General features: G+C 63.2%; 25 protein-coding genes and 1 pseudogene. 20 read left to right on the top strand and 6 right to left on the bottom strand.

Translation table 11 applies throughout. The features are described 5' to 3' along the window. Positions 1 to 34: 34 nt before the first annotated feature. Entirely contained in the window at positions 35 to 934 is a 900-nt protein-coding gene (locus AC1D0N_RS14055; RefSeq protein ID WP_477244773.1) for a LysR family transcriptional regulator, read from the bottom strand. Between the two features lie 96 nt (positions 935 to 1,030). Between AC1D0N_RS14055 and tmpA the strand changes: the two genes are divergently transcribed. The 11 genes from tmpA to AC1D0N_RS14110 all read left to right on the top strand — a co-directional run bounded on the left by tmpA (position 1,031) and on the right by AC1D0N_RS14110 (position 14,220). Next, positions 1,031 to 2,182: a 2-trimethylaminoethylphosphonate dioxygenase gene (gene tmpA, locus AC1D0N_RS14060; protein ID WP_477244775.1), complete on the top strand. Its 1,152-nt coding sequence runs from the start codon at positions 1,031 to 1,033 to the stop codon at positions 2,180 to 2,182. Then, positions 2,179 to 2,763 (top strand): (R)-1-hydroxy-2-trimethylaminoethylphosphonate oxygenase, encoded by a 585-nt coding sequence (gene tmpB, locus AC1D0N_RS14065; protein ID WP_477244777.1) that lies wholly within the window; start codon positions 2,179 to 2,181, stop codon positions 2,761 to 2,763. The genes tmpA and tmpB overlap by 4 nt, the downstream gene beginning before the upstream one ends. Before the next feature lie 429 nt (positions 2,764 to 3,192). Further along, the gene (locus AC1D0N_RS14070; protein WP_477244779.1) at positions 3,193 to 4,974 is read left to right on the top strand and encodes an acetolactate synthase 3 large subunit; all 1,782 of its coding nucleotides are present in this window, start codon (positions 3,193 to 3,195) and stop codon (positions 4,972 to 4,974) included. Positions 4,975 to 5,058: 84 nt separating this feature from the next. Continuing rightward, complete coding sequence (gene ilvN / locus AC1D0N_RS14075) at positions 5,059 to 5,631, top strand: acetolactate synthase small subunit (RefSeq protein WP_477244780.1); 573 nt, start codon at positions 5,059 to 5,061, stop codon at positions 5,629 to 5,631. A gap of 119 nt (positions 5,632 to 5,750) precedes the next feature. After that, the gene (locus tag AC1D0N_RS14080; RefSeq protein ID WP_477244782.1) at positions 5,751 to 6,347 is read left to right on the top strand and encodes a LysE family translocator; all 597 of its coding nucleotides are present in this window, start codon (positions 5,751 to 5,753) and stop codon (positions 6,345 to 6,347) included. Positions 6,348 to 6,665: 318 nt separating this feature from the next. Next, entirely contained in the window at positions 6,666 to 7,928 is a 1,263-nt protein-coding gene (locus tag AC1D0N_RS14085; protein WP_477244784.1) for an efflux RND transporter periplasmic adaptor subunit, read from the top strand. Next, complete coding sequence (locus AC1D0N_RS14090) at positions 7,925 to 11,092, top strand: efflux RND transporter permease subunit (RefSeq protein WP_477244786.1); 3,168 nt, start codon at positions 7,925 to 7,927, stop codon at positions 11,090 to 11,092. The genes AC1D0N_RS14085 and AC1D0N_RS14090 overlap by 4 nt, the downstream gene beginning before the upstream one ends. A gap of 62 nt (positions 11,093 to 11,154) precedes the next feature. Next, the gene (gene nthA, locus AC1D0N_RS14095) at positions 11,155 to 11,760 is read left to right on the top strand and encodes a nitrile hydratase subunit alpha (RefSeq protein WP_477244788.1); all 606 of its coding nucleotides are present in this window, start codon (positions 11,155 to 11,157) and stop codon (positions 11,758 to 11,760) included. After that, positions 11,757 to 12,416, top strand: a complete 660-nt coding sequence (nthB, locus tag AC1D0N_RS14100; RefSeq protein WP_477244790.1) for a nitrile hydratase subunit beta — start codon at positions 11,757 to 11,759, stop codon at positions 12,414 to 12,416. The genes nthA and nthB overlap by 4 nt, the downstream gene beginning before the upstream one ends. Continuing rightward, on the top strand, positions 12,403 to 12,768 hold the full coding sequence (locus AC1D0N_RS14105; RefSeq protein WP_477244791.1) for a nitrile hydratase accessory protein: 366 nt from the start codon (positions 12,403 to 12,405) through the stop codon (positions 12,766 to 12,768). Before nthB ends, AC1D0N_RS14105 begins: the two co-directional genes overlap by 14 nt. A 324-nt stretch (positions 12,769 to 13,092) precedes the next feature. Continuing rightward, positions 13,093 to 14,220 (top strand): ATP-dependent DNA helicase, encoded by a 1,128-nt coding sequence (locus AC1D0N_RS14110; RefSeq protein WP_477244793.1) that lies wholly within the window; start codon positions 13,093 to 13,095, stop codon positions 14,218 to 14,220. On the opposite strand, the gene AC1D0N_RS14115 is transcribed toward AC1D0N_RS14110, so the two are convergent. Continuing rightward, the gene (locus AC1D0N_RS14115) at positions 14,213 to 14,620 is read right to left on the bottom strand and encodes a SpoIIAA family protein (protein ID WP_477244795.1); all 408 of its coding nucleotides are present in this window, start codon (positions 14,618 to 14,620) and stop codon (positions 14,213 to 14,215) included. The genes AC1D0N_RS14110 and AC1D0N_RS14115 overlap by 8 nt on opposite strands. 170 nt (positions 14,621 to 14,790) lie before the next feature. On the opposite strand from AC1D0N_RS14115, the gene AC1D0N_RS14120 reads away from it, so the two are divergent. The 3 genes from AC1D0N_RS14120 (at position 14,791) to AC1D0N_RS14130 (ending at position 18,630) form a co-directional block, all read left to right on the top strand. Next, entirely contained in the window at positions 14,791 to 15,531 is a 741-nt protein-coding gene (locus AC1D0N_RS14120; RefSeq protein WP_477244797.1) for a pyridoxine 5'-phosphate synthase, read from the top strand. 103 nt (positions 15,532 to 15,634) lie between these two features. Beyond that, a complete protein-coding gene (locus AC1D0N_RS14125; protein WP_477244798.1) occupies positions 15,635 to 17,554 on the top strand; it encodes a potassium transporter Kup in 1,920 nt (639 codons plus the stop codon). 35 nt (positions 17,555 to 17,589) lie between these two features. Beyond that, positions 17,590 to 18,630, top strand: a complete 1,041-nt coding sequence (locus AC1D0N_RS14130; RefSeq protein ID WP_477244800.1) for an SDR family oxidoreductase — start codon at positions 17,590 to 17,592, stop codon at positions 18,628 to 18,630. 46 nt (positions 18,631 to 18,676) lie between these two features. On the opposite strand, the gene AC1D0N_RS14135 is transcribed toward AC1D0N_RS14130, so the two are convergent. Next, on the bottom strand, positions 18,677 to 19,570 hold the full coding sequence (locus tag AC1D0N_RS14135; protein WP_477244802.1) for an SDR family oxidoreductase: 894 nt from the start codon (positions 19,568 to 19,570) through the stop codon (positions 18,677 to 18,679). A gap of 137 nt (positions 19,571 to 19,707) precedes the next feature. Here AC1D0N_RS14135 and AC1D0N_RS14140 point away from each other — a divergent pair, with 137 nt between their 5' ends. Both AC1D0N_RS14140 and AC1D0N_RS14145 read left to right on the top strand, forming a co-directional pair. Beyond that, positions 19,708 to 20,118: a winged helix-turn-helix transcriptional regulator gene (locus AC1D0N_RS14140; RefSeq protein ID WP_477244804.1), complete on the top strand. Its 411-nt coding sequence runs from the start codon at positions 19,708 to 19,710 to the stop codon at positions 20,116 to 20,118. A gap of 71 nt (positions 20,119 to 20,189) precedes the next feature. Then, the gene (locus AC1D0N_RS14145; RefSeq protein WP_477244806.1) at positions 20,190 to 21,425 is read left to right on the top strand and encodes an FAD-dependent oxidoreductase; all 1,236 of its coding nucleotides are present in this window, start codon (positions 20,190 to 20,192) and stop codon (positions 21,423 to 21,425) included. Here the strand turns inward: AC1D0N_RS14145 and AC1D0N_RS14150 are convergent. The 3 genes and pseudogenes from AC1D0N_RS14150 to AC1D0N_RS14160 all read right to left on the bottom strand — a co-directional run bounded on the left by AC1D0N_RS14150 (position 21,373) and on the right by AC1D0N_RS14160 (position 22,411). Then, positions 21,373 to 22,104 (bottom strand): glutathione S-transferase family protein, encoded by a 732-nt coding sequence (locus AC1D0N_RS14150; RefSeq protein ID WP_477244807.1) that lies wholly within the window; start codon positions 22,102 to 22,104, stop codon positions 21,373 to 21,375. The two genes, AC1D0N_RS14145 and AC1D0N_RS14150, sit on opposite strands and share 53 nt — an antisense overlap. A 109-nt stretch (positions 22,105 to 22,213) precedes the next feature. After that, positions 22,214 to 22,285: pseudogene (locus tag AC1D0N_RS14155) on the bottom strand (Rieske (2Fe-2S) protein); the annotation flags it as partial. Further along, positions 22,286 to 22,411 carry a Rieske (2Fe-2S) protein gene (locus AC1D0N_RS14160; RefSeq protein WP_477244808.1) on the bottom strand — a complete coding sequence of 42 codons (126 nt, stop codon included), beginning with the start codon at positions 22,409 to 22,411 and terminating at the stop codon, positions 22,286 to 22,288. Between the two features lie 97 nt (positions 22,412 to 22,508). On the opposite strand from AC1D0N_RS14160, the gene AC1D0N_RS14165 reads away from it, so the two are divergent. The 4 genes from AC1D0N_RS14165 to AC1D0N_RS14180 all read left to right on the top strand — a co-directional run bounded on the left by AC1D0N_RS14165 (position 22,509) and on the right by AC1D0N_RS14180 (position 25,225). Beyond that, entirely contained in the window at positions 22,509 to 22,967 is a 459-nt protein-coding gene (locus AC1D0N_RS14165; RefSeq protein WP_477244810.1) for a MarR family winged helix-turn-helix transcriptional regulator, read from the top strand. A gap of 155 nt (positions 22,968 to 23,122) precedes the next feature. Further along, the gene (locus tag AC1D0N_RS14170) at positions 23,123 to 23,773 is read left to right on the top strand and encodes a TetR/AcrR family transcriptional regulator (RefSeq protein ID WP_477244812.1); all 651 of its coding nucleotides are present in this window, start codon (positions 23,123 to 23,125) and stop codon (positions 23,771 to 23,773) included. A gap of 25 nt (positions 23,774 to 23,798) precedes the next feature. Next, positions 23,799 to 24,818 carry a ketol-acid reductoisomerase gene (ilvC, locus tag AC1D0N_RS14175; RefSeq protein WP_477244814.1) on the top strand — a complete coding sequence of 340 codons (1,020 nt, stop codon included), beginning with the start codon at positions 23,799 to 23,801 and terminating at the stop codon, positions 24,816 to 24,818. 98 nt (positions 24,819 to 24,916) lie between these two features. Next, positions 24,917 to 25,225, top strand: coding sequence for a hypothetical protein (locus tag AC1D0N_RS14180; RefSeq protein WP_477244816.1), 309 nt, complete (start codon positions 24,917 to 24,919; stop codon positions 25,223 to 25,225). Positions 25,226 to 25,292 lie beyond the last annotated feature (67 nt).

Below are 25,292 nucleotides of genomic sequence, written 5' to 3' on the forward strand. Positions count from 1 at the left end.
ATCGGGAAAGTCGGGGAGACTGACCCTGCCGGGATCAATGCGAGGGGTGGTCGCTCATGCGTTGGGCGAACACAGTCGCGAACCATTGACGGACATCGTCTTCCGCGCGGCTGAGATGGGCGCCGGAAGGTGCGGTCAGATAATGGCCGGCGCCGCTCGACAGGGCGAAATCCGACAGCGTCACGAGCGATCCGTCGCGCAGTGCCGCGTCGGCCAGCGGGCGTGAGCCGAGCACCATGCCGGCGCCATGCTTTGCCGCCGCTAGGGCGGTGACGAAACTATCGAATTTATGGGTCGGACCGATTGCCGGCGTCATGCGGGCGGCGGCGAACCATTCGCCCCACATTTCGCGCGCGCCGACGACGCCCAGCATCGGCAGCTGTGTCCAATCCTGGGTTTTGGCGAGGCCGGGCGCCGCCATCGGGATCAATGTCTCCCGGGTCAGGCGATCCGCCTGGCGGCCGGTAAAAGAGCCGTTGCCGAAGCGGATGTCGAGCACGCCGGAGCGTTCGCCATAATCGGCGGGCGTGTGGATGGTCTCGATCTGCAACTGGACGAAGGGCAGGCTTTTGGCCATTTCAGGCAGGATCGGCGCGATCATCAGCACGGCAAACGAAATCGGCGAGCGTATCGTCACGCTCTGCAGCGTCTTGGGTTCGAACAGCTCCCGCGTGCTGTGGCCGATCACCGCAAAGGCCGATTGCAGATGCGGCAGGTAGGCAGCACCTTCCGGCGTCAATTCGACGCCGCGCGCCAGGCGGATGAACAGCGGCTGCCTGAGCCGATCTTCAAGCGAGCGGACATGTTGGCTGACGGCCGCTTGGGTGAGGCCGAGCTCGGCGGCGGCAGCGGTGAAATTCGACAGCCGCGCGGCGGCCTCGAAACTGCGCAGCCAGTCCAGTGGCGGCATCTTTCCTGCTGACGCATCAGTCATAAAATTTCTATGGCCTTAGGTCGCAAAATGATAATTTGAATTATGCATGCCTAGGGGTCAGGTTGCAATGGTGGAAGCCAGGCAGGGACCCCGATCATGCTGACCAATGTGGAAATCGCCGAGGACGGGCGAACGGTTGAACTGAGCTGGAGCGGCGGCAAGCGTGGCCGCTTTCATGCGATCTGGCTGCGCGACAACGCGCTCGACGACAAGACACGCAGCCCCGGCAACGGCCAGCGGCTGATCACCATTCTCGACATTCCGGCGGAGACCTGGATCGACCAAGCTACGATCGAACACGGCGAGCTGCGGCTGCGTTTCCTGCCCGAAGGCAAGGACGTGACATTCCCGTCGGCGTGGCTGAGCGCAAACAGCTATGATCGCCAGGCGCCAGACACGGCAGGCTGGACCGGCGAGACCATCCGGCGCTGGACCAAGGCGACGATGCAGGACACACTGCCACTTGCCGGCTATGCCGCGGCGGCTCGCCATCCCGCGGTGCTGGCAGGCTGGCTGGCGGCGGTGAGGAGCTATGGCTTTGCCGTGATGGATGGCCTGCCGACCGAATCCGGAGCCCTGTGCAAGGTCGTCGACCTGTTCGGCTACATCAGGGAGACCAATTACGGGCGCTGGTTCGAGGTGCGCGCCGAGGTCAACCCAAGCAATCTCGCCTACACCAATCTCGGCCTGCAGGCGCATACCGACAACCCCTATCGCGATCCGGTGCCGACGCTGCAGGTTTTGGCCTGCATCGAAAACACCGTCGAGGGCGGTGAATCGAGCGTCGTCGACGGTTTTGCGGTTGCCGCCGCGCTGCAAGCCGAAAACCCCGAGGGGTTTCGTCTGTTGAGCTCATGTCCGGCCCGTTTCGAATATGCCGGCTCGTCCGGTGTGCGGCTTCAGTCGAAGCGGCCGATGATCGAGCTCGGCCCGGACGGCGAACTGATCGCCATCCGCTTCAACAACCGCTCGCTTGCCGCCACCACCGACGTGCCGTTCGCCGATATGGAAGCGTACTACGCCGCCTATCGCCGCTTTGCCGAACTGATCGAGGATCCCGCCTTCGAGGTAGCCTTCAAGCTCGAACCGGGACAGGCTTTCATCGTCGACAACACCCGCGTCATGCATGCGCGCAAGGCGTTTTCAGGCACCGGCAGGCGCTGGCTGCAAGGATGCTACGCCGACAAGGACGGGCTGCTGTCGACGCTGGCCGCAATCGAACATGGGTTCAAGGAAGCAGCCGAATGAGCAAGCAACAACCGACCGTCGACACTATCGTCGAATTCATCGCCGACATCTTTGAGCGGCGCGGTGCCGAGTCCTATCTTGGCGAGCCGGTGACGATGTCCGAGCACATGCTGCAAGGCGCCTGGCTGGCCGAAAAGGACGGCGCGCCCGACGTCCTGATAGCGGCAGCCCTGCTGCACGATATCGGCCACTACACCAGCGAGTTCGGCACCTATTCGCCCGACGATGTCGAGGACAAGCACCATGACGAAGCCGGCGGTGAGGTGCTGGCGCCGTTCTTCCCGCCGGTCATCGTCGAATGCGTCAGGTTGCACGTGTCCGCCAAGCGCTATCTCTGCGCCACCGACCCAACGTATTTCTCCCGGCTGTCGCCGGCTTCGGTTCACACGCTGTCGCTGCAGGGCGGGCCGATGAACGCCGAGGAAGTCGCCGAGTTCCGTGAGAATCCGTACCATGAAGAAGCGGTGCGAGTCCGCAGATGGGACGAGGGCGGCAAGGTCGCCAACATGAAGACGCGGGCGTTCCGCGACTACGTGCCGATGCTGCGGCGGGTTGTTCGCGACTTCAAAAAACGCGCCTGACGGTGACGGATCACCGGTGAGGAGACAGCCCATGTGTTTTTGCTTCGATGGTGAAGGGACGGTGGCTGCATACCGGCCCGCCGACTGCCGGGAACGCCTGCCAGCCACAAGCAGCCCCGCTGCGCTACCAACGTCTCCTCCCGGCAAGTTGATTGAACCTGATATGATCTGCGCGTCCGGACAGGCCGAGGACGTGCACATTCGCCGTTGACATCCGCGCAAAACCAATTCTATTGTCCGCCACCATGAAAAAGGCACTCATTCTCGTAGGAAAGCGCGTGGGCAAGGCGGTGTAACCGCCGGGCGAAATCCCCCCATGCGCACGACACAGGCTCCCTCGGGGGCCTTTTTTATTGCCCGAAACACGACTAAACGACCAGTAACACCCAAATGGCAACGCCCAAACGGCGACAGTACGGGACCAGACCGATGAGCAACGGACAGAACGAACGGCGTGAGATGACGGGCGCCGAAATGGTGGTGCAGGCGCTGAAGGACAATGGCGTCAAGCATATCTTCGGCTATCCCGGCGGCGCTGTGCTTCCGATCTATGACGAGATTTTCCAGCAGGACGAAGTCGAGCACATCCTGGTCCGCCACGAGCAGGGCGCTGGCCATGCGGCGGAAGGTTATGCGCGCTCGACCGGCAAGGCCGGCGTCATGCTGGTGACCTCGGGGCCGGGCGCCACCAATGCAGTGACGCCGCTGCAGGACGCGCTGATGGATTCGATCCCGCTGGTCTGCCTGACCGGGCAGGTGCCGACCTCGCTGATCGGCTCCGATGCGTTCCAGGAATGCGACACCGTCGGCATCACGCGCCCCTGCACCAAGCACAACTGGCTGGTGAAGGACGTCAACGAACTCGCCGCCACCATCCATGAAGCCTTCCATGTCGCCACCACCGGCCGTCCCGGTCCGGTCGTGGTCGACATTCCGAAGGACGTGCAGTTCGCCAAGGGCATTTATGTGCCGCCGCAGACGGCGCCGCGCACCAGCTACCAGCCGAAGGTCCAGGGCGATCTGGAAAAGATCAAGGCAGCGGTCGAGCTGATGGCCGGTGCCAAAAAGCCGATCATCTATTCGGGCGGCGGCGTCATCAATTCCGGCCCGGAGGCGAGCCATCTGCTGCGCGAGCTGGTCGATCTCACCGGCTTCCCCATCACCTCGACGCTGATGGGTCTGGGCGCCTATCCGGCATCGGGCAAGAACTGGATGGGTATGCTCGGCATGCACGGCACCTATGAAGCCAACATGGCCATGCATGATTGCGACGTCATGATCTGCATCGGCGCGCGCTTCGACGACCGCATCACCGGACGGCTGACCGCGTTCTCGCCGAACTCGAAGAAGATCCACATCGACATCGATCCGTCATCGATCAACAAGAACGTCCACACCGAAGTGCCGATCATCGGCGATGTCGGCCGGGTGCTGGAGGATATGGTGCGACTGTGGCGGGCGACCGCCAAGACCGACAAGAAGGCGCTGCACCCCTGGTGGGAGCAGATCGCCAAATGGCGGGCGCGGGATTCGCTCGCCTACAAGATGAACCACGACGTGATCATGCCGCAATATGCCGTCCAGCGGCTCTATGAGCTGACCAAGCATATGGACACCTACATCACCACCGAGGTCGGTCAGCACCAGATGTGGGCGGCGCAGCACTATCACTTCGAGAAGCCGAACCGCTGGATGACCTCCGGCGGGCTGGGCACGATGGGCTATGGCCTGCCGGCCGCGCTCGGCGTGCAGATCGCGCATCCCGACGCGCTGGTCATCGACATTGCCGGCGACGCCTCGGTGCAGATGACGATGCAGGAGATGAGTGCCGCGGTGCAGCACAATGCGCCGATCAAGATCTTCATCCTCAACAACCAGTATATGGGCATGGTGCGGCAGTGGCAGCAGCTGCTGCACGGCAACCGGCTGTCGCATTCCTACACCGAGGCGATGCCGGATTTCGTCAAGCTGGCCGAGGCCTATGGCGGCCACGGCATTCGCTGCGAAAAGCCGGACGAGCTCGACGACGCCATCAAGGAGATGATTGCGGTCAAGAAGCCGGTGATCTTCGACTGCCGCGTGGCGACGCTCGCCAACTGCTTCCCGATGATCCCGTCGGGCAAGGCGCACAACGAGATGCTCCTGCCGGACGAAGCCACCGACGAGGCCGTGGCCAACGCCATCGACGCCAAGGGCAGGGAACTGGTGTAGCCAACAAGCCGAGGCAGGGCTTGTCTAGAGAAGCCGTGCGCAAACAGAGAATTAGCTCAAAAGTTTGAAATCGAGATTCATGTCATGAACGCACAGCTTCAGCCGACCGGCTCGGCCTATTTCATCGCCAAGGAAACGGAAAAGCCGGAGAACCACACGCTCTCCGTGCTGGTCGACAACGAGCCGGGCGTGCTGGCCCGGGTCATCGGCCTGTTTTCCGGGCGCGGCTACAACATCGAGAGCCTGACGGTCTCCGAGACAGAGCATGAGAAACATCTCTCGCGCATCACCATCGTGACGCGCGGCACGCCGCATGTGCTGGAGCAGATCAAGCACCAGCTCGAACGCATCGTGCCGGTGCACCGCGTCGTCGATCTCACCGTGCGCTCGCACGAGCTCGGCCAGGAGCGGCCGCTGGAGCGCGAGCTGGCGCTGGTCAAGGTCGCCGGCACCGGCGAAGCCCGTGTCGAGGCGCTCAGGCTCGCCGACGCTTTTCGCGCCAGCGTCATCGACGCCAACACCGAGCATTTCATCTTCGAGATCACCGGCAAGGGTTCCAAGATCGATCAGTTCATCGCCATCATGAAGCCGCTCGGCCTGGTCGAAATCTGCCGCACCGGCGTGGCGGCATTGAACCGCGGCGCGCAGGGCATGTAGCCCTCGGCCTCGCGCCGCCTCTTTCAAAAGGTGACCATCTGGCCCCGCAGCGAGGCAGCTGTGGCCTTTGTGCGTCCGATTTGAAAGGACAATACTGCTGACGTATCTGGGAGGATACAATGTCCCTCGACGCCTTCCTTGCCTTGCTGGTCTACGCCTTCGTGACCTCGATCACGCCGGGGCCGAACAACCTGATGCTGCTGGCGTCAGGCGTCAATTTCGGCATCGTCAGAACCATTCCGCACATGTTCGGCATCAGCATGGGTTTTCTCGTGCTGCTGCTGGCCGTTGGCTTCGGCCTTGGCGCGGTGCTGACGGCGTTTCCGGCATTGCATGCGGGATTGAAGATCGCCGGCGGCGTCTATCTGCTTTACCTCGCCTGGAAGATCGCGATGTCGCGCTCGCTGAGCGGCAAGGGCGAGACGGAAGCGCAGCCGATGCGTTTCATCGATGCGGCCGCATTCCAGTGGGTCAATCCGAAGGCGTGGGTGATGGCGATCACCGCCATGGCCGTCTATGCCAACCCTGAGCACCCGTTTCTGTCGGTGGCGCTGGTCGCCATCGCCTTCACAGTCGTCAACCTGCCAAGCGTCTCGGTATGGGCCGGTTTCGGCACGGCGCTGCGCGGTTTTCTGTCGGACCCGGTGCGGCTGAAATGGTTCAACATCGCCATGGGTGTGCTGTTGGCGGCGACGCTGTGGCCTATGCTGCGCTAAGGTGCATTGATATTCAGGTGATGCCGGCCTGCAAACGGTGGTTTTCTGCGCTTCCGGTGCTCACGTACAAAAAGTACGCTCCGCTCCGGTTCTCGAAAACCACCATTTTCGGCTCAGCCTGACCTGAACCTCAACACACCTTAGTTCGACTGCCGCCTTATTGTGCAGTGCACATTAAATCTTCGTAATGCCGTGTTTTGGCCCTTTTCCGCCAAAGGCTCGTCCTATCTATTCGGCGAAATCGCGGCAAGAGCTTGCGAGTTACGCTAGAATGCGACCACCGGCTTCGGCGTGTCGGATGAAGAAGGCATGTTGTCGATGCGTGGAAAGATCGTTCTGGCGGTGGTGGCCGTGGCCTGCGTCGTGGCGGCCTGGCTCTATCTTTCGCCCACCGCCATGGGCAGTCTTCAGCAATTGCTGGCAGGCAAGCAAACGGCGGCTGACAAGCCGGCGGCAGGGGCAAACGCCCCGCGTTCAACCTCGGTGCTGGCCGCCACCGCCTCGACGGCCGATTTCCCTGTCCGGCGTTATGCCATCGGATTTGTCTCGTCTCCGGCCGTCGTCAGCATCAACGCCCGGGTTTCCAGCCAGATCGTGTCGATCGCCGTCAAGGACGGTCAGATGGTCAAGGCCGGCGATGTCCTGCTGTCGTTGGACGACAGGGCGCTGAAGGCGCAACTGGCCAAGGACCAGGCGACGCTGGCCAAGGACGAGGCGCTGCTGGCCAGCACGCAGTCGGATCTTCAGCGTGCCAAGGACCTCGTCGCCAAGCAGGCCGGCACGCAGCAAACCTACGATCAGGCGGTCGCGGCGCAAAAGGCGGCCGCAGCCACCGTCGATGCCGACAAGGCGACGCTCGATGCCGATATGGTGCAGCTCGGCTTTGCCACCATCACCGCGCCGATCTCGGGCAGGCTTGGTGCGGTCAACGTCGCGGTCGGCGATCTCGTCACCACCAGCAACGGCAGCAGCAGCACCGCAACGCCGCTGGTCACGATCACCGAAATGGACCCGCTGCAGGTCAACTTCAATCTTCCCGAAAGCGATCTCGCTTTGCTGCACAAGGCGCTGGCGGCACCGCTGGTGGGCGGGGTGACGCTGACCAAGGACGGCAACCCGGCGCCGATCGGCAAGGGCACGCTCGACTTCGTCGATTCCAGCGTCGACACGGCCTCCGGCACGATTGCAACGCGGGCGAGCATACCCAATGCCGATCTGTCGCTGTGGCCCGGGCAGTATGTGAATGTCGTGCTCGATGCCGGCACCATGCCGCAGATGACGTCCGTGCCGACGGTCGCGGTTCAGCCCAGCCAGAAGGGGCCGTTCGTCTATGTCATCAAGGCCGACAGCACGGTGGAGATGCGGCCCGTGCAGGTGGCGCTGACCGAAGGCGGCAACAGCGCCATCAGCCAGGGCCTCAAGAGTGGTGAGCGGGTCGTGGTCGAGGGCCAGACCAGGCTGAAGAATGGGGCCGCTATCCACGAAGGCAAGGCGACTGCCGCCGATGACCAGGCGGCGCCGAAGGTCGCGCAAGCCGACAAAGCCGGTGGCGCCGATAAAGCCGGCGGGGCGCGTCCATGATTTCCGAATTCTGCATACGCAGGCCCGTCGCCACGCTGCTGATGTCGTTCGCCCTGGTTCTGGGTGGGCTGTTTGCCTACAAGTTCCTGCCGGTGGCGGCCTTGCCGAGCGCCGAGTTTCCGGTGGTCAATGTCTCGGCGTCACTGCCGGGCGCCTCGCCGGAAACCATGGCGACCTCGGTGGCAACGCCGCTCATCAAGCAGTTCTCCACCATCGCCGGCATCGATTCGATCTCGACCACCAATTCGCTCGGCTCGACCTCGATCGCCATCCAGTTCGTGCTCGACCGCGACATCGATGCCGCGGCGGCGGACGTGCAGGCGGCGATCGCGCGCACGCAGCGGCAATTGCCGCCGGAGATGACCAGCCCGCCCAGCTATCGCAAGGTTAACCCGGCCGATGCGCCGATCCTGTTGATGTCGCTGGTCAGCGACACGGTCCCGTTGACCGATCTCGACGCCTTCGCCGAGAACGTGATCTCGCCGTCGCTGTCGACGCTCGACGGCGTGGCGCAGGTTTCGATCTTCGGCCAGCAGAAATACGCCGTGCGCATCCAGATCGATCCGACAGCACTTGCCGCGCGCGGCATCTCGATCGACCAGTTGCAGACGGCTATCGCCTCGGCCAACAGCAACACGCCGCTCGGCGTGCTGCAGAACGATCAGCAGCAGCTGACGATCACGGCCAACACGCAGCTGACCAATGCCGCGGGCTTTTCCAATCTGATCATCGCCACCAAGAACGGCCATCCGGTGCGGCTCGGCGAGGTGACACGCGTCATAGATTCCGTGCAGACGACGACGACGGCAAGCTGGTATGACGGCACCCGCGCGGTCATTCTGGCCGTGCAGCGCCAGCCGGACGCCAACACCGTCGAGGTGGTCGACCGCGTCAAGGCGATGCTGCCGTCCTTCAAGGAGCAGATGCCGGCGGCGGCCAGCATCAAACTGCTCAACGACCGTTCGACCTCGATCCGCGCCGCTGTCGATGACGTGCAGTTCACGCTGCTGCTCACCATCGCGCTGGTGGTGATGGTGATCTTCCTGTTCCTGCGCCGTGTCACGGCGACGATCATCCCAGCGGTGGCGGTGCCGATCTCGCTCATCGCCACGCTCGGTGTGATGTTCCTGTTCGGCTTTTCCATCGACAACATCTCGCTGATGGGGCTGACGCTGGCCGTCGGCCTAGTCGTCGACGACGCCATCGTCATGCTGGAAAACATCTTCCGCCATATGGAGGAGGACGGGCTGTCGGCCATGGAAGCGGCGCTGAAGGGCGCGCGCGAAATCGGCTTCACCATCATCTCGATCTCGATCTCGCTGGTGGCGGTGTTCATCCCGGTGCTTTTGATGGGCGGGGTGATCGGGCGCATCTTCAACGAGTTCGCGGTGGTGGTGACGGTCGCCATCCTGGCATCGATGTTCGTCTCGCTGACGCTGACCCCAATGCTGTGCTCGCGGCTGCTGTCGGTGTCGAAGGCCGAGCGCGACGCCGCGCGTGGCGAAGGCCGCCGGCATGACTTCGTCACCCGCGCCTATGACTGGCTGCTGACGTTTTGCCTGCGCCATACGTTTCTGGTTTTCCTGGTCTTCATCGGCACGGCGGCAGCGTCTGTCTGGTTGATCCAGATTTCGCCGAAGGGCTTCTTCCCGCAGGAAGATATCGGCCAGATTTCGGTGACGACGATCGCGCGCCAGGACATCTCGTTCGACGCCATGGTCAAGCTGCAGGGCCAGGTGGCGAACGTCTTTTCGCATTCGCCCTATGTCTCGCATGTGGCGTGGTCGGCCGGCAGCGGCGGCAACGCGCTGAACCAGGGCCAGCTCTATGTGCAGTTGAAGGACAAGGACAAGCGCCCCAATATCGAGAAGGTGCAGTCGGATCTGCGCAAGCAACTGGCCACTGTGCCGGGCATCGAGGCCTATATGCAGCCGGTGCAGAACCTGCGGCTGGGATCGCGTTCATCCGCCAGCGCCTATCAGCTCGTCGTGCAGGGCCTCGACACCGGCGCGACCGACATCTGGGCGCAAAAACTGTCGGATGCGATGGCCGCGGATCACAGCGCCTTCACCGATGTCACCAACGATCTGCAGAACAACGCTTTGCAGGCGACGCTGGTGGTCGACCGCGACAAGGCGGCAACGCTCGGCATCGACACCGATACGCTGCGCTCCAGCCTCTATGGCGGCTTCGGCACCCAGCAGGTCTCGACCATTTTTGGTTCGGCAGACAGCTATCAGGTGGTCATGGAGCTCGATCCGAAGATCGAGTGGTCGCCCGAGAGAATGCTGGCCATCCAGGTGCGGACGGCCAGCGGCAGCCTGGTGCCGCTTGGCGCCTTTGCGCGTGTCGATCGCACCGCCGGCGCCTTGACCGTCAACCAGCTCGGCCAGCTTCCGGCGGTGACCATCTCCTACAATCTGCCGCAAGGCGTGGCGCTAGGCGACAGCGTCACGCGCATCAATGCGCTGAAGGACAAGATCGGGCTGCCGTCGACGATCTCGACCAGCTTCGCCGGCACGGCCAAGACGTTCCAGGATTCGCTGGCCAACCAGGGCCTGCTGATCGGTGGCGCCATCCTCACCATCTACATCGTGCTCGGCATCCTCTATGAGAGCTTCATCCACCCGCTCACCATCCTGACCGGCTTGCCTTCGGCCGTGCTGGGCGCGCTGGTCGCGCTGCGGCTGGCGGGGATGGACCTGTCGGTGATTGCCGTCATCGGCATCCTGATGCTGATCGGCATCGTCAAGAAGAACGGCATCATGATGATCGACGTCGCGCTGGAGCTGCGACGAGACGGCATGCCACCGATCGAGTCCATCCACAAAGCCTGCATCATGCGATTCCGGCCGATCATGATGACGACGCTGGCAGCCCTTATGGGTACCATCCCGATCGCGCTCGGCACCGGCGCCAGCGCCGAACTGCGCCAGCCGCTCGGCGTGGCGGTCGTCGGCGGTCTTGTCGCCTCGCAGGCGCTGACGCTGTTCGTGACACCGGTCATCTATGTCTACATGGAGCGCTTCTCCGGCTGGCTGCTTGGCCTGTGGACGCGGCCCCAGGGCAGCGAACCGCGCCCGATCGAGGCCGTCGACCAGCCTTCGCTGTTCGACGCCAAAGAAGAGCCATTGGACGAACCGCAAAGGGCGGCCGCCGAGTAGCGACGGTCCTGGCCCAAACCGTCGTGCTTGCGGCCTCGTGCTCCCGATCGTAATTTGCCGCCATGGCACACGATCATGACCACGACAACGAACTCGATCCCTTTGCCGCGCGGGTGCGCGCGCTGGAAACGATCCTCACCCAGAAAGGGCTGATCGATCCGTTGGCGATCGACGTCATCGTCGACACCTATGAGACGAAAATCGGCCCGCGCAACGGCGCCAGGGTGGTGGCCAAGGCTTGGGCTGATGCCGACTTCGCCGCCTGGCTGAAGCGCGATGCGACGGCGGCGATCGAATCGCTGAGTTATACCGGCCGGCAAGGCGAGCACATGCAGGCGGTGTTCAACACCGATGAGACCCATAACCTCGTCGTCTGCACGCTGTGCTCCTGCTACCCGTGGTCGGTGCTTGGCCTGCCACCGGTCTGGTACAAGGCGCCGCCCTATCGCTCGCGTGCGGTGATCGATCCGCGCGGCGTGCTCGAGGAATTCGGGCTGACCTTGCCGGCGGCGAAAAAGATCCGCGTCTGGGATTCAACCGCCGAGCTGCGCTATCTCGTGGTGCCGATGCGGCCCAAAAACACCGAGGGCTGGAGCGAGGAGCGGCTTGCGGAACTGGTGACGCGCGATGCGATGATCGGCACGGCGCTGGCGAGAGAGCCGGCATGAACGGCCCTCAGGATCTCGGTGGGCAGATGGGTTTTGGGCCGGTCGCGCCTGAAAAGGACGAGCCCTATTTCCATGCCGCATGGGAGAGGCGGGCGCTTGGCGTGACGCTGACCGCCGGCGCCATGGGCGCCTGGAACATCGACGAGAGTCGGCATGCCAGGGAATCGCTGCATCCGGCCGACTATTATGCCTCCAGCTACTACCAGATCTGGATCAAGGCGCTGGAGGTGCTGTTGAAGCGACATGGCTTCATCAGTGAGCGCGATCTCGCAGCCGGCAAAGCAGTCGATCCCGCCGCGCCACCCAAACGGGTGCTGAAGGCCGAAAACGTACCTGCGGTGCTGGCCAAGGGTGGGCCGTGCGATCGTCCGGTTGCGACACCGGCGCGATTCAAAGCAGGGCAGGCCGTGCGGACGAAGAATTTTAGTCCCACCGGCCACACGCGGCTACCGCGCTATGCGCGCGGCAAGCAGGGGACGATCGAGGCCGTGCGCGACGGTTTTGTGTTTCCCGACAGCAATGCGCGTGGGCAGGGCGAAAATCCGCAATGGGTCTATACGGTGGCTTTCACCGGCGGAGAAATCTGGGGCGAGGGCGCCGACCCGACGCTTGTTGTGTCGATCGACGCTTGGGAGAGCTATCTTGAACCGGCATGAGGCGAACCCACGCGCTGCCCGTCTGCCTGCAGGCGTCGACGCGCCGGTCTTCGCCGAGCCATGGCAAGCCGAAGCTTTCGCCATGACGGTGGCGCTGCATGACAAGGGCCTGTTTTCCTGGAGCGAGTGGGCGGACGCCTTGTCCGCCGAGGTCAAGCAGCCGGGTGCAGCGGCAGATGGCCATGATTACTACGAGCATTGGCTGGCGGCGCTGGAAGCGCTGCTGTCGGCCAAGGGTGTCGCCGGCAAGGTCGACGTCGACACGCTTGCCGCCGCCTGGGAACGCGCCGCGCATGCAACGCCGCACGGCAAGCCGATTTTGTTGGAGAACGATCCCGGACTTGGTGGCTAGGCCCGTCTCTCGACGGTGGATGAAGTCCTTGCGGCGTTTGAGCTGCCCCTCACCTGCCTGTCGCCGACGGTTTCGCTAATCTCCAGCATCTCATGATGGCACAGAGGCTGCGGCCAGCCCTTTCTCCCCGTCCCTATACGGGGAGAAATGCCCGGCAAGGCAATGAGGGGCAGCGCGGACGGTTGCCCTTTATCTGGGTGCGATTTGCTTCCTTCGCTGCGTTTGTTCCCTTTACGTTCCAATTCAGCCCTGATAGCCTGACCGCCTGAAGGCATTGATGGTGGCGGCCTTGTCTTTCCCTTGCGAATCCGGTCTCTCGCGCTGATGGAATTCTCTCCCCAACAGGATGAGGCGCTGCAGGCAGTTGCGCGCTGGCTCAAAGAGGGCCGGCCACAACTGTTCCGGCTGTTCGGCTATGCCGGCACCGGCAAGACCACGCTGGCGCGCTATTTTGCCGAACATGTCGATGGCCAGGTGCAATTTGCCGCCTTCACCGGCAAGGCGGCGCAGGTGCTGCGCTCCAAGGGCGCGGTCAATGCCCGCACCATCCATTCGCTGATCTACAGGCCCAAGGGCGAGGAATCGGTGTCGGACGAAGTCACCGGCAAGACCTCGATGACGCCGACCTTTTCGCTCAATCGGCAAAGCCCGATCTCGCGCGCCAAACTTGTCGTCATCGACGAATGCTCGATGGTCGACGAGCAGCTTGGCCGCGACCTGATGAGTTTCGGCACGCCGATCCTCGTGCTCGGCGATCCCGGCCAGTTGCCGCCGATCTCCGGCGGAGGCTTCTTCACCGACCACGAGCCAGACATCCTGCTCACCGAAATCCACCGCCAGGCGCGCGACAATCCGATCCTGCGCTTGGCGCTCGACGTGCGCGAGGGCCGCGAGTTCATGCGCGGCGACTATGGCACGGCGCAAGTGATCGGCAAGGAAGACGTCACCCAGGAGCTGGTGCTGAAGGCGGACCAGGTGCTGGTCGGCACCAACCGCACGCGGCGCCGCTACAATCAGCGCCTGCGTGAGTTGAAGGGCTTCAACGCCGACTACCCGCAGGCCGGCGACAAGCTGGTCTGCCTGCGCAACGACCCGGCCAAAGGGCTGCTCAACGGCTCGCTGTGGAAGGTGATGACCTCGTCACGCGAGACGATAAAGCCCGGCATCAACCTTCTGGTGTCGCCGGAAGAGGACGATCCGGACCGCGGCGTTGCCAAGATCAAGCTGCTCAAATCGGCGTTCGAGGATCCGGATGCCGATATTCCCTGGCAGCAGAAGAAGCGCTTTGATGATTTCGACTATGGCTACGCGCTGACCGTGCACAAGGCGCAGGGCTCGCAGTGGAACGAGATCGTGCTTTTCGATGAAAGCTGGGCGTTCAAGGAAACCCGCCAGCGCTGGCTCTACACCGCCATCACCCGCGCTGCCGAGAGGCTGACCATCGTCAGGTAGCTGATACGACCGGCTTGGCGCCGAGCCATTGCCAGGCGGCCGCTTCGTCGTCGACGCTGAAATGCCTGAGTTCGACAGATGGTGAAGCGGGCAGGAAGCTTTGCGCGTCGGCGACCCAGTTCGGCTTGCCGACCGCCGCGCAGCGTCCGATATGCGCCAATGCGTGGACGGTTCCCTGCTTTATCGTGTCGTCCGCGATGTCGGCCCAGTCGATGCCCTCGTGGTCGATCAGCCGCACCAGCATGTCTATTCTGGCGTGGAGTGCATAGGCTGCCTCCAGCAACCCGAACAGGTTCTCCGCGTCGGCTGCCGAGACATGGCCAACGATTTCGATGGCGAAAAGGTCCTCGCGGTCGGTGTCGATGCGGCGGATCGCCGGCACGGAGTTGAGAAAATTCATTGGCTGTCCTCTCTTGCCAGGCACATACCCGACTGGAACACCCGAAACCCCCTGTCTGTTCCCATCAAAGGCAGTATAGATGCGCTGCAAATCTCTGTTTCCATGCATGTCGTTGCCCCAAAACCGCTGCGCAGTTTTGGGCGACAAGCACCAAACCGGACCCGAAGCCCATGCCTGCAAAGCTTTCTGTCAATCTCAATGCCATCGCCATGCTGCGCAACCGGCGCGACCTGCCATGGCCGAGCGTGATCGGGCTCGGGCGCCTTGCTCTTGCCGCCGGCGCGCATGGGCTGACGGTGCATCCGCGCCCCGACGAACGGCACACGCGGCACTCCGACCTGCCGGAGATCAGGGCGTTGATCGACGACGAGTTCCCCAAGGCCGAATTTAACATCGAGGGCTATCCGAACGAGGATTTTCTGGCGCTGGTGGAAAAACACCAGCCCGAACAGGTGACGCTGGTGCCGGACGACCCGGCGCAGGCGACCTCCGACCATGGCTGGAATTTTGTCGCCGAGGCCGCGTTCCTCACGCCCATCGTCAAGCGCCTGAAAAAGGCGGGCATTCGCGTGTCGCTGTTTTCCGACTCCGATCCCGAAGGCATTAAGGCCGCGCGTGATACCGGCGCCGACCGGATCGAACTCTACACCGGGCCTTACGGCAGCTGTCATTCCGATTCCGCCAAGGCGGCCAAGGAACTGGAAAGATTGGGAAAAACCGCCGACGCAGCCTTTGTCGCCGGGCTCCAGGTCAACGCCGGGCACGATCTGGTGGTGAACAATTTGCCGGCACTGGCAAAGCGCATCCCGGCCTTGGCCGAAGTGTCAATCGGACATGGGTTGACAGCCGATGCGTTGGAGTATGGCATGGCCGGCACGGTTGGGCGGTTTCTGAAAGCCTGCGGGTGGTAGAGTGAAGAACCCTGGCGTTACGGCATGGCAGCCATTACGTGAGGGCACTTGATATTGCATCGCAGCAAGCGTAGAGCACCGCGCGCTTATCGGAGTGTCGTCCATGGCCCTTACCAACACTGGTAGTGAGGCAGAACCCGTCGAACAATCGAGCCATCCAGAGATCGAACAGCATAGCACCAAGGTGTTGATGCTGGGCGCGCTCGGTGTGGTCTATGGCGACATCGGCACCAGCCCGATCTATGCGTTCCGTGAGGCGCTGGTGGCGTCGTCCGGGGGCGAAGTCGCAGACCGCGGCGATATTCTCGGCGTGCTGTCGCTGATCATCTGGTCACTGACGATCATCGTCACCATCAAATATATCAATTTCGTGCTCAGGGCCGATAACCGCGGCGAGGGCGGGGTGCTGTCGTTGATGGCGCTGGCGCGCGGCAGTTTCCCGACGCGCTCGGCGTTGATCCTCGGCATCGGCATGGTTGGCGCGTCGTTGTTTTATGGCGATGCCGTGATCACGCCGGCGATTTCGGTGCTCTCGGCGGTGGAAGGCATGAATGTCGTCACGCCGACCTTCCAGCCCTATGTGGTGCCGCTGACACTGCTCATCCTGGCGATCCTGTTTTCGGTGCAGCGATTCGGAACCGGTGGCGTTGCGCTGATTTTCGGACCGATCACGGCGGTCTGGTTCCTGGCCATCGGCCTTTCCGGTTTGAACCACATCATCGCCGATCCGGAAATCCTTTGGGCTGTCAGCCCGCATTACATTGTCGCGTTCCTGATCAATTCCCCCGATGTTGCCTTCGTCACCATTGGCGCGATCTTCCTCGCCGTCACCGGCGCGGAGGCGCTCTATGCTGATCTCGGCCATTTCGGGCGCAAGCCCATCGTGCTCGCCTGGCTGGCTATCGTTTTCCCTTGCCTGCTGCTCAACTATGCCGGACAGGGCGCTTTCGTGCTGGCGAAAAACGGCGTGGTGGGCCATCCGTTCTTCGAGATGAACCAGGGCTGGACGCTGATCCCGATGGTGTTGCTGGCGACCGCCGCCACCGTCATCGCCAGCCAGGCGGTGATTTCGGGCGCCTTCTCGCTGACCAGACAGGCGGTGCAGCTCAACATGCTGCCACGCCTGGAAATCCTGCATACGTCGGAACGGCAATCCGGTCAGATCTATATGCCGCGCGTCAACCTTTTGCTGGCGCTGGTGGTGATGCTTCTGGTGGTCGGCTTCGGTGAATCCAGCAAGCTGGCCTCCGCCTATGGTATCTCGGTGACCGGCAACATGCTGGTGACGACGGTATTGCTCTATGTCGTCATGACCCGCATCTGGAAATGGCGGCTCTGGGTGGCAATCGCTATGACGGCGGTATTCATGTTCATCGACATCGGCTTCTTCGCCTCCAACATCGTCAAGGTGTTCGAGGGCGGCTGGGCGTCGCTGGCGGTGGCCTTCACCATCGTTCTGGCCATGGCGACCTGGGTGCGCGGCAGCCGCTATCTGTTCGACAAGACGCGCAGGAACGAGATCCCGCTCGATTTCCTGGCCGGCAATCTGTTGAAGAAGAAGCCGCAGCTGGTGTCCGGTACGGCCGTGTTCCTGACCAGCGATCCGCAGAGCGCGCCGACCGCGCTGATGCACAGCCTGAAGCACTACAAGGTGCTGCACGAACAGAACGTCATCCTGTCGGTGGTGACGGCGCCGCAGCCGGTGGTGCCCGACAGCGACCGCGTCAAGATGGAGACGGTCAACGAGCTGTTCATGCGGGTGACGCTGACCTTCGGCTATATGGAACAGCCCAACATTCCGCGTGCACTGGCGATCTGCCGCAAGCAGGGCTGGAAGTTCGACATCATGACCACGTCGTTCTTCCTGTCGCGGCGCTCGCTCAAGGCCTCGCCCAATTCCGGCATGCCGGTGTGGCAGGACAAGCTGTTCATCGGCCTGGCGCGCACGGCAGCAGATGCGACGGAGTATTTCCAGATCCCGACCGGACGCGTGGTCGAGATCGGAACGCAGGTGGCGATTTGAGGGTCTCGAACGCATAGACCATTGCGGAGGCGGGCATGAGCGGCGAACTGGTGCTTGTTACCGGCGGGTCGGGTTTCCTCGGCGCTCACTGCATCCTGGCTCTGCTGGACGCAGGCTATCGCGTGCGCACCACGGTGCGCTCAGCCAAGCGCGAAGCCGACGTTCTCGCCATGCTGAAGGTCGGCGGTAGCGAGCCCGGCGAGGCGCTTTCCTTTGCCTATGCCGATCTGATGACCGACACGGGCTGGCCGGAAGCCGTCGCCGGATGCGCGTATGTTCTTCATGTCGCTTCGCCGTTCCCGCCCGATGTGCCCAGGCATGAAGACGAGCTGATCATCCCGGCGCGCGAAGGCGCCCTGCGCGTGCTGCGGGCCGCGCGCGATGCCGACGTCAAGCGTGTCGTGCTGACCTCGTCCTTCGCCGCCGTCGGCTATGGCCAGGCGCCGGTTGCCGGCCGTCCGTTCACGGAGGAGAACTGGAGCAACCTGGCGGAAAAGGTCAGCGCCTATGTGAAATCGAAAACGCTGGCGGAGCGGGCAGCGTGGGATTTCATTGCCGGTCAAGGCGGTGCATTGGAGCTGGCGGTCGTCAATCCGGTCGGGATCTTCGGACCGGTCCTGGGGCCGGATCATTCGACCTCCACGGAGTTCATAGGACGCCTGATGGACGGCGCAATGCCGGGCCTGCCGCGCATGCTGTTCGGCGTGGTCGACGTGCGGGACGTGGCGGACCTGCATCTGCGCGCCATGACCAATCCGCTGGCCAAGGGCGAGCGGTTCCTGGCCATCAGCGGCGATTTCATGACGATGCTGGAGATTGCACAGACGCTGAAAGCCCGGCTGGGCAATGCGGCCTCGCGCGTGCCGACGCGGGTGCTGCCGGATTGGCTGGTGAGGATCGTCGGACTGTTCGACGGGCAGGCAGCCCAGATCGTGACCGAGCTCGGCAAGGCGAGGAACGCGACGGGGGCCAAGGCCATGCGCATGCTCGGCTGGGCGCCACGCTCGCGGGAAGAGGCCATCGTTGCAACCGGCGAAAGCCTGATCCGACTGGGATTGCTCAAGAAATCGAAGTAGCAGTGCGGGAAGCCGAACTCGAATTCGGCTCCCCGCAGCGCAGGCTTCAGCCGGCCAAGGCGGCCTTGTTGGCCTCGAGGAACTGCTTCAGCGTTTGCGGCTTTCTGCCGGACAATTTCTCGACCGCGTCCGTCACCAGGGCGATGCGGCCTGAGCGCGTGTTGGTGTCGAAGGAAACGATGACGCTGGCGAAATCCTCGGGAACGCCGGCCGCTTTCACGCCTTCGATCAGGGCCTCTTCAGGCAGTTGGATGACGTCCAGCTTCTTGCCGGTGACTTCGCTGACCAGGGCGGCGATCTCGGCCGTCGTATAGGCTTGCGGGCCGGTCAGCGTGTAGGTCTTGCTGTCGGTCGAACCGGAAGCGAGGCCGGCGGCGATGGCTGCTGCCATGTCGTCGCGCGCACCATGGGCGACGCGGCCGTCGCCTGCCGACGTATACCACCGTCCCGAGGCAATGGCGTGCGGCAGCGCCATGAACAGGTTCTCCTGGTACCAGCCGTTGCGGAAGATCGTATGGGCAATGCCGCTGGCCTTGATCGCCTGCTCGGTGCCGTAGTGGTCGCCGGCAAACAGCACCGGTGAACCCGGCTCCGGATTGGGCATCGATGTGTAGAGTAGATGTGAAACGCCTGCCTGCTTCGCCGCGGCTACAGCCGTCTCATGCTGCTTCAGACGCCTGCCGCTTTTGATGTCGAGATCGCCGGTCGAAATGATCAGCACCCTGTCGGCGCCCTTGAATGCGCTTTCCAGCGAGGCCGCGTCGTTGAAGTCGGCGGCCCTGACATCGACGCCGCGCGCCGCCAGATCGGACAGGCTTTCAGGATTGCGGGTGGTGGCGATGATGTTCGCCGGCGCAACCTTGTGCGTGTCCAGCAGATGATTGATGACGCCGCGGCCGAGCTGGCCGGCGGCGCCGGTGACGAGAAGGGTTTCGGTCATTGGGAGGTCCTGTCGTTGCGCCGAAGCGGCGGGTGCCTACATAGGTCTCAAAAAGAGACCAGCACTAAAATAGGAATTGACCGACCCCCGTAAAGAAGGCAGTTTTACGGGAGGTAGGCACAGACAGGGAACCAGCCGTGGACAGCAACATCGTCAATCTGAGGTCGAAACTCGAGATCTACAAAGCGCAGAGCGGCGGCGGAAATCTCGCCGATTGCCCGGTGCGCGATGTGATCCAGGGCATCAGCAGCCGATGGAGTTCGCTGTTGATGATGGCACTTGCCGAAAAAAACTATCGCTTCGGCGAGTTGCGCCGCCTGGTGCCTGATATTTCGCAGCGCATGCTGACCCAGACACTGCACGACCTGCAGCGCGACGGCTATGTGCGTCGCCAGGTGTTCCCGACCAAACCGCCAAGCGTCGAATACAGTCTCACCGATCTCGGGCGCTCGATGTTCGGCGCCTTGCACCAGTTGATCCAGTGGGCCGAGCTCAACCACGATGCAGTGCGCAATGCGCGGGCTGTTTTTGATGCTGACCAGGCGTGAAAGCCCCGACCGCAACTTGATTTAGCGACACCGCTGAAGGATTGTCCGGCCTGGGCAAGACTCGGCGGGCAATGGGCATTTCTCTCGACATCGCGATTGCCGGCGCCGGGCCGGCCGGACTGGCCGCCGCGCTCTATCTGAAGCGCGCCGGGCACCGGGTCACCGTCTTCGAGCGCTTCGAGGAGCCGAAGCCCGTCGGTTCCGGGCTGATCCTGCAGCCGACCGGGCTGACGGTGCTTGCCGATCTTGGCCTGCTCGACGACATCCTGGCGCTGGGCAGCCGCATCGACCGGTTGCATGGCGCCGACGCCAGCACCGGCCGCACCGTGCTCGCCGTGCGCTACGATGCACAGAGCGGCGGACGCTTTGGGTTGGCGGTGCATCGGGCGGCGCTGTTCAACGTGTTGTTCCGCGCCGCGCAGCGCCAAGGCATAGCCATCGAAACCGGCGTCGAGATCGAGACGCTGGACGTGGGCGAGCGGGCGAGCCTGATCTTCGATAATGGCCGTAAGGCAGGGCCGTTCGACCTCGTCGTCGACGCCAGTGGCTCGCGCTCGAAGCTGCGCCAGTGCCTGAACGATCCAGCCGAGCCGCGGCCGCTTACCTACGGCGCGTTCTGGGCGTCGCTCGGCTGGCGCGAAGGGTTCGACGAGAACGCGCTGTTGCAGCGCTACCACAAGGCCAGCGTGATGATCGGCGTGCTGCCGATCGGCCGCCCGGAGCCGAGTGCTGAAAAGATGGCAGCGTTTTTCTGGAGTCTGAAGCCGGCGGATGTCGAACAGGTTCGGGCAGCAGGACTCGACGCCTGGAAAGCAAGACTGGTCTCGCTATGGCCGGAGTGCGAGGCGTTCACCAGCCAGATCGACAGTTTCGACCAGCTGTCGCTGGCGCGTTATGGCCATCACACGATGAAGCTGCCGACCGGCCGGAGGCTGGCGGTGATCGGCGACGCTGCGCATTCGACCAGCCCGCAGCTCGGGCAGGGCGCCAACATGGCGCTGCTCGACGCGGCCGCGCTCAGCCATGCATTGGCACAAGCGGGCAGCGTCGAGGCAGCGCTGGAAGCCTACGCCCGGGCGCGGCGATGGCATATCCGGGTCTTTCAACTGCTGTCGCTGGCGCTGACGCCATTCTACCAGTCGGACGGAACGATGCTGCCCTTTTTCCGTGACAGGCTGGTGGCGACCATCGCTAAAATCCCGCCAGTGCCAAGCGTGCTTGCCTCGATGGTGGCCGGAACGCTGATCGATCCGTTCAGGCCGATCGGGCTTGTTGAAGCGCAGTGGCCGGATCGTTTCGGCGAATGAGGGCCGACAGATGCGAGCCCTTGGCCAGCAGAAACGCGTCAAGGCGCTGCGGATAGTCGGGCGCGACCGCGTTCTTCACCGACCGGCGTTCGGCCAATGCCTTGCGCCAGGCCTGAACAAGCGGCTTGCCGCTCAGCATGCCGAAATCGGCGATGCGGTCGAAGGCATCGAAGTAGCGGAAGATCGGGCCGTAGACCGCATCGACGAGTGAAAAGCGCTCGCCGGCGAACCATGGCCCTGACCGATCGATACCATCCGCGAGTTCGGCTTCGAGACGATCGAACATCGCCGACAGCGCCTCGGCTTCGGCAAGCAGGGATCCTTGCGTCGGCGCCGAATAGAATCGTCCGATGGCGTTCAGGGTTGCCGAGCCGAATTCGATCCAGGCGCGGTGTCGGGCGCGGGCATAGGGATCGGCAGGGTGGAGTGGGTTGTCCTGTGTTTCCTCGAGGAATTCGAGGATGACGGCCGATTCGAAAATTACCGTTTCGTCGCTTTCATGCCGCACGCGCAGCAGCGGGACCTTGCCGAGCGGCGACATCGCCTTGAACCAGTCCGGCTTGTTGGCAAGATCGATGGTGACGCGCTCGAACGGCACGCCCTTCTCGGCCAGCGAAATCGCCGCGCGCTGCACATAGGGACAGAGATGGTGGCTGACCAGGATGAACTTGTCGGTCATCTCACTCTCCCCAGACATAGTTCAGGGCGCCGTCCTCGACGCGGGTGGAGAGGAACATCAGCCGGGAGGCTTTTGGCGCCGGGCCTTCGAGGCGGTCGCCGCTTTCCATATCGAACGAGGCACCGTGCCACTGGCAGACGAGCTTGCCGTCCTTGCAGTCGAGTGGCCCGCCGAAATGCAGTCAGACATTGGCGGCGGCGCGGATCCGGTCGCCGCTGCGGTAGACATGCACCTCGCGGCCGAAGAACGGCGCGATCAGGCTGCCTGTTTGCGGGATGTCGGCGAGTTTGCAGATTTCGTGCTTCATCGGATTTTCTCTCAGTTAATGCAATTGCATCTATATAGATGCATGTGCATTGATCGTCAAGCTTGATGCAACTGCATCTATCGCCTAGGATACGGCCATGACAGAGAAAGCCACGCCTTCGCCGGCGGCCATCAAAGGCTGGGCCCGCCTGATGCGGGTTTCACGCCAGTTGGTGGAAAGCGCCGAGGCCGCGTTGAAGGCCGGTGGCCTGCCGCCGCTTGCCTGGTATGATGTGCTGCATGAGCTTGCCGAGGCGGGCGAAGGCGGGCTGCGGCCGTTCCAACTCATCGAGCGCACCTTGTTTGCGCAATACAACATCTCGCGGCTGCTGGCGCGGCTCGAGGCCGACGGCCTGGTCGAGAAGCTCAGGGTTGCCGATGACGGCCGTGGCCAGACCATCCGCATCACCGGCAAAGGCCGCGAGACCCGCCGCCAGATGTGGGCGGTCTACGGAAAGTCGATCGCCGATCTGGTCGGTGCCAGGCTTTCACAGAATGAACTCGACACCTTGTCTGGCCTGCTTGGACGGCTGCGCCTCCCACCCGCAAGCGACTGAGCCAAGGCCTTAGCGGGCATTGGGCATCTGCAGTTGGTGATTTTTTCCGTATCGGCTCTTGCACCGGGCGCCGGATTGCGCAATATGCCGAACCGTAACGTACGGTACGCCTTCGGGCGAGAACCCCAGACGTCAGCGGGCAGGGAAAGATTTTGTTGCAGGCAAGCGCCGACATCGACAGCAGCGAAGCGCTGACAGAACGGCAGCAGGCCGTGCTGGACGCTGCACTGCGCTTGCTGGTCGAGGAGGGCGATCATTTGACCATGACCGCCGTGGCGCGGCGGGCGAGCTGCTCCAAGGAAACGCTCTACAAATGGTTCGGCGACCGCGACGGGCTGTTGACGGCGACCGTGCAGTGGCAGGCGTCGAAAGTGCGGGTGGCACAGGTCGACCGGAAGGGGCTTGATCTCGCCTCGCTGACGGCGAGCCTCGAGCGCTTCGCTTGCGACTGGCTCAAGGTGATTTCGAGCGACACCTCGATCGCGCTCAACCGCGTGGCGGTCAGTCATGCTGGCTCCGGCAAGGACGATCTCGGCGCCATCGTGCTGGAGAATGGTCGCTTTGCGCTGGCCAGGCGGCTGAAGCCGGTGCTGGAAGCCGGCAAGCAGGCCGGGTTGCTCGACTTTACGGATGCCGAAACGGCGTTCCGCACCTTTTTCGGGCTGGTCGCCCGTGACGTGCAGATCCGTCTGCTGCTCGGCGACCGGCTGGAATCGACTGACGCGGCAATCGGTGGCGATGCCGCCCGGGCGACGCAGCAGTTTCTCGCTCTATACGGAGCAAAAGCCGGGCCGCAAGGCCTCTGATTTTCAAACGGGAAGGAAGCAAAAGATGCGTGTTTATTACGATCGCGACGCCGATCTCAACCTGATCAAGGGCAAGAAGGTCGCCATCATCGGCTATGGCAGCCAGGGCAGGGCGCATGCGCTCAACCTCAAGGATTCCGGTGCCAAGGAGATTGCCATTGGTCTCAAGGCCGGCTCGGCGACCGCCAAGAAGGTCGAGGCCGACGGGCTCAAGGTGATGAGCGTGGCGGACGCCGCCAAATGGGCCGACCTGATGATGATGGCGACGCCTGACGAATTGCAGGCCGACATCTATAAGAACGAGATCGCCCCGAACATCCGCGATGGCGCGGCGATTGCTTTCGCGCACGGCCTCAACGTGCATTTCGGCCTGATCGAGCCGAAGTCGACAGTCGACGTCGTCATGATCGCGCCGAAGGGCCCTGGCCACACGGTGCGCGGCGAATACCAGAAGGGCGGCGGTGTGCCGTGCCTGGTCGCCGTCAACCAGGACGCCTCGGGCAACGCGCTCGATCTCGCTCTGTCCTACGCCTGCGGCGTCGGCGGCGGCCGTTCGGGCATCATCGAGACCAATTTCCGCGAGGAATGCGAGACCGATCTGTTCGGCGAGCAGGTGGTGCTGTGCGGCGGTCTGGTCGAACTGATCCGCGCCGGCTTCGAGACGCTGGTGGAAGCCGGCTACGCGCCTGAAATGGCCTATTTCGAGTGCCTGCACGAGGTCAAGCTGATCGTCGACCTGATCTATGAAGGCGGCATCGCCAACATGAACTACTCGATCTCGAACACCGCCGAATGGGGCGAGTATGTCTCGGGTCCGCGCATCATCACCGCCGACACCAAGGCCGAGATGAAGCGCGTGCTGAAGGACATCCAGACCGGCAAGTTCACCTCGGAGTGGATGCAGGAATACCGCGCCGGCATGTCGCGCTTCAAGGGCATCCGCCGCAACAATGACAGCCACCAGATCGAGGAAGTCGGCGCCAAGCTGCGCGCGATGATGCCGTGGATTTCCAAGAACAAGCTGGTCGACAAGGCCAAGAACTAGTTCGCAATTTCATCACTGCACAAGAAAGCCGGCGGAGCGATCCGCCGGCTTTTTGCGGTCGTGCCATTCCGGCACGAAGAGACTGGCACGAAACTCGCTTGACCGTCATCAACGGTAACGGAGCTGGGACGATGCAGATGACGGTTGACAGCAACGCGATCAGCGAGCGCCGCGTGGATCGGCGGCGGCGCGCACTCAAAGGCGCTGTGCTGCGCTTCAACAGAGGCTTTGGCACAATGGAAGGCGTCGTCCGCAATGAGTCCGAAAATGGGACACTGCTGAGCTTCGGCGATGCAACCGGCGTGCCTTCGGGGTTCGATCTGGCGATCAACGGTGCGGCGCGAAGCCGTGCAGCACGCGTGTGCTGGCGCTCGATGACGCTTGTCGGCGTCGAATTCGTCGACTGAGGCGCGATCTCCCCAAGGTTTTTGAACAGACGCGTTGTTCTCACCATCCGTGCTATGCGTGTGCAGG

It is taken from the genome of Mesorhizobium sp. P2_E10, assembly GCF_056404235.1.

What these genes read in the sequence shown, in the direction of transcription:
- AC1D0N_RS14055 (WP_477244773.1), bottom strand. Translation starts at nt 934, where the DNA reads ATGACTGATGCGTCAGCAGGAAAGATGCCGCCACTGGACTGGCTGCGC.
- tmpA (WP_477244775.1), top strand. Translation starts at nt 1,031, where the DNA reads ATGCTGACCAATGTGGAAATCGCCGAGGACGGGCGAACGGTTGAACTG.
- tmpB (WP_477244777.1), top strand. Translation starts at nt 2,179, where the DNA reads ATGAGCAAGCAACAACCGACCGTCGACACTATCGTCGAATTCATCGCC.
- AC1D0N_RS14070 (WP_477244779.1), top strand. Translation starts at nt 3,193, where the DNA reads ATGAGCAACGGACAGAACGAACGGCGTGAGATGACGGGCGCCGAAATG.
- ilvN (WP_477244780.1), top strand. Translation starts at nt 5,059, where the DNA reads ATGAACGCACAGCTTCAGCCGACCGGCTCGGCCTATTTCATCGCCAAG.
- AC1D0N_RS14080 (WP_477244782.1), top strand. Translation starts at nt 5,751, where the DNA reads ATGTCCCTCGACGCCTTCCTTGCCTTGCTGGTCTACGCCTTCGTGACC.
- AC1D0N_RS14085 (WP_477244784.1), top strand. Translation starts at nt 6,666, where the DNA reads ATGCGTGGAAAGATCGTTCTGGCGGTGGTGGCCGTGGCCTGCGTCGTG.
- AC1D0N_RS14090 (WP_477244786.1), top strand. Translation starts at nt 7,925, where the DNA reads ATGATTTCCGAATTCTGCATACGCAGGCCCGTCGCCACGCTGCTGATG.
- nthA (WP_477244788.1), top strand. Translation starts at nt 11,155, where the DNA reads ATGGCACACGATCATGACCACGACAACGAACTCGATCCCTTTGCCGCG.
- nthB (WP_477244790.1), top strand. Translation starts at nt 11,757, where the DNA reads ATGAACGGCCCTCAGGATCTCGGTGGGCAGATGGGTTTTGGGCCGGTC.
- AC1D0N_RS14110 (WP_477244793.1), top strand. Translation starts at nt 13,093, where the DNA reads ATGGAATTCTCTCCCCAACAGGATGAGGCGCTGCAGGCAGTTGCGCGC.
- AC1D0N_RS14115 (WP_477244795.1), bottom strand. Translation starts at nt 14,620, where the DNA reads ATGAATTTTCTCAACTCCGTGCCGGCGATCCGCCGCATCGACACCGAC.
- AC1D0N_RS14120 (WP_477244797.1), top strand. Translation starts at nt 14,791, where the DNA reads ATGCCTGCAAAGCTTTCTGTCAATCTCAATGCCATCGCCATGCTGCGC.
- AC1D0N_RS14125 (WP_477244798.1), top strand. Translation starts at nt 15,635, where the DNA reads ATGGCCCTTACCAACACTGGTAGTGAGGCAGAACCCGTCGAACAATCG.
- AC1D0N_RS14130 (WP_477244800.1), top strand. Translation starts at nt 17,590, where the DNA reads ATGAGCGGCGAACTGGTGCTTGTTACCGGCGGGTCGGGTTTCCTCGGC.
- AC1D0N_RS14135 (WP_477244802.1), bottom strand. Translation starts at nt 19,570, where the DNA reads ATGACCGAAACCCTTCTCGTCACCGGCGCCGCCGGCCAGCTCGGCCGC.
- AC1D0N_RS14145 (WP_477244806.1), top strand. Translation starts at nt 20,190, where the DNA reads ATGGGCATTTCTCTCGACATCGCGATTGCCGGCGCCGGGCCGGCCGGA.
- AC1D0N_RS14150 (WP_477244807.1), bottom strand. Translation starts at nt 22,104, where the DNA reads ATGACCGACAAGTTCATCCTGGTCAGCCACCATCTCTGTCCCTATGTG.
- AC1D0N_RS14160 (WP_477244808.1), bottom strand. Translation starts at nt 22,411, where the DNA reads ATGAAGCACGAAATCTGCAAACTCGCCGACATCCCGCAAACAGGCAGC.
- AC1D0N_RS14165 (WP_477244810.1), top strand. Translation starts at nt 22,509, where the DNA reads ATGACAGAGAAAGCCACGCCTTCGCCGGCGGCCATCAAAGGCTGGGCC.
- ilvC (WP_477244814.1), top strand. Translation starts at nt 23,799, where the DNA reads ATGCGTGTTTATTACGATCGCGACGCCGATCTCAACCTGATCAAGGGC.